Genomic DNA, 2,181 nt, shown 5'->3' with positions numbered 1-2,181 from the left:
GGGAAGCGTTTTGAAAATTCTATCAGTTTCATTTTGACGAGGTTTTGATAATTGATGCAAAGGTAATGAATATCGGGGAATACTCAAAATTATTAATCACCCAATTGAGGATAATCATATTATTTTATCCACCAATTCTATTCTACGGATTTTCCTATCCGTTCTCGTTTTCATTGCCAGCATATTCCCCATGCAATCCCAGCAACGGGGGAAAGCCTCTTTTTATTCCAAGCGTTCTACAGGGGCACGGACTGCCAGCGGTGAAAGGCTCCACCATGATTCGTTGGTCTGCGCACATCGGTTTTATCCTTTTGGCACAAGACTCAGGGTCACGAACCTCAATAACGGACGTGCGGTCATTGTACGCGTCATAGACAGAGGACCTTTTGGGCGGCAAAGGATCATTGACCTGAGTTGGGCTGCTGCCAAAGCGATCGGGATGATTGGACAAGGTGTCGCGACTGTCAAAGTAGAAGTTGTTCAGGATCCTGTTCCTTTTCGTCCGAATGACGATCTGAACTTGCCGGATGTAGATTTCGAAGTTGCTGAAGCTGGATACAGTTTTATAGAACATTGGAAGGAAACTGAGACGGCGGAAAACCGCTCAAGTTCTGAAAGCGCAAATTCAGGCAAGAGGGAGTCCTCTTCTAGACATGCCAAAGGAAGAAGTGGCGCAAGAAGAACTGAAAGGTATCAAAAAGGAAAAAACACGGCAAGGGCTGAAACAGACAAAAACGATAACCTTCAAAAACAATCCTCAAAAGGGAAATCCAACTCTTGGCGCAATGTGTTCGAAAAACTGAGACATTGGGAGAAAGGTCTGTTGAAATAATTTATCCAGATCCTTCTTCTCAATTGTCCCGCCTATAATTCCGCATCAAGTTGCGGTAGAAGGATCTCCATTTGAGACCTGTCCTCAGAAGATTTATTAATCCGAACGGGTCTGAATATTGAACTCACTGACTTTAGAGATTGTTCTGTTCCCTTGGATTGCACTCACATAAAAGCGTGCATTCCCATCTCTCAGTCTCCCGTCAGCCTTCACGACAGCCGAATAGCGGATGCCTCTTCCCGGATCTATTTTCTCCACATGGATACTGGGAGAAATATAAATATGCCTATTCTTGTTTGCTTCCACGACCACCGGTACAATATCCGTCATTGTCCGACTGCTCGTATTGTAGATCTCGAAAGTAATCCTGCAAACCTCATTAGGACCTAGGATATTATCTCTATTGGAATCTGTTAAACGGGCATTGCGAATCTCCAACTGAGGGTTATAAACATAACCGTTCATTCTAGACGCCTCAGAAGTTGACGATGGTGATATGGTCTCCGGAGCATTGGACTGACCGCCCTGAGCGCCATTGCCATCTACACCGTAGACCCTGTCATCGCCACTGTTGGAAGGATCAAATCCACTCTCCTGTGAACCTTCCTGAGAATAATCGTATGACGACTGATTCCTGTTATCAGGAATAGCTTTCTGATTGTCACTATTTCCATATTGATAGCCATCGTCGCCCTGACCGTTGCCATAGGAAGATGATGAGGAATCATCACGGCCATTTCCATAGCCGTAAACATCATTGCGGTTTCCCTGTGCACCGTTATCTCCGTTCCATCTATTGTTACGATCATTGGACCGAATCTGGTCGTTTCCGCTCTGACGTTGTCTGTCCTGCTGCGCACCTATAGCACCGCCGATAACAGCGCCTCCTGCCATACCTACGACTGTTCCTATGTCAGAGCCATTCCAGCCACCTGCTAAATCACCGATAGAAGAACCCAAGATAGCACCAATACCACTCCCCATGTAGGCTCCCTGGCCTTCATAGGTACCACAGCTGCTTAGAACAAGAGCTGTGCATGCTGATAAGATAAAATACCTTTTCATGTTCTTACCCCCTATATTAATGCGACAAAGATAGTGAAATATTTGTTGTTCTACAAAATTTTTTACTTATTTCAACAGTAGACAAATCCAAAAAAACAATAGGGTGATAGCATACAAGACCTGCTATAGCGGAATAGTCATATTTACGAATATTAATAGGCTCTTTCCAATTAGAAGTGCAAAAACACCTTGGTGCAAAAATCATGAAAAACACCGCGGCGGTTTGCCTCGCGGCTGGGGGTGCGAAGCCCCCAAAGAGCGTCAGGTGATGACTTAAGCAATGC

Annotated in this window: 2 protein-coding genes; one reads left to right on the top strand and one right to left on the bottom strand. The window is 44.9% G+C overall.

Going from position 1 to position 2,181, the window contains the following annotated elements; genetic code table 11:
- Positions 1 to 190 precede the first annotated feature (190 nt).
- A complete protein-coding gene (locus NG821_RS12435) occupies positions 191 to 832 on the top strand; it encodes a septal ring lytic transglycosylase RlpA family protein (RefSeq protein WP_252761977.1) in 642 nt (213 codons plus the stop codon).
- A 96-nt stretch (positions 833 to 928) separates the two neighbouring features.
- Here NG821_RS12435 and NG821_RS12430 read toward each other — a convergent pair whose 3' ends face one another.
- Complete coding sequence (locus NG821_RS12430; protein WP_252761976.1) at positions 929 to 1,897, bottom strand: hypothetical protein; 969 nt, start codon at positions 1,895 to 1,897, stop codon at positions 929 to 931.
- Positions 1,898 to 2,181: the final 284 nt, after the last annotated feature.

Origin of the sequence: Segatella cerevisiae, assembly GCF_024054555.1 — a bacterium.
Lineage (GTDB): Bacteria > Bacteroidota > Bacteroidia > Bacteroidales > Bacteroidaceae > Prevotella > Prevotella cerevisiae.
This window is presented reverse-complemented; position numbering and strand designations above follow the sequence as displayed.

What these genes read in the sequence shown, in the direction of transcription:
- NG821_RS12435 (WP_252761977.1), top strand. Translation starts at nt 191, where the DNA reads ATGCAATCCCAGCAACGGGGGAAAGCCTCTTTTTATTCCAAGCGTTCT.
- NG821_RS12430 (WP_252761976.1), bottom strand. Translation starts at nt 1,897, where the DNA reads ATGAAAAGGTATTTTATCTTATCAGCATGCACAGCTCTTGTTCTAAGC.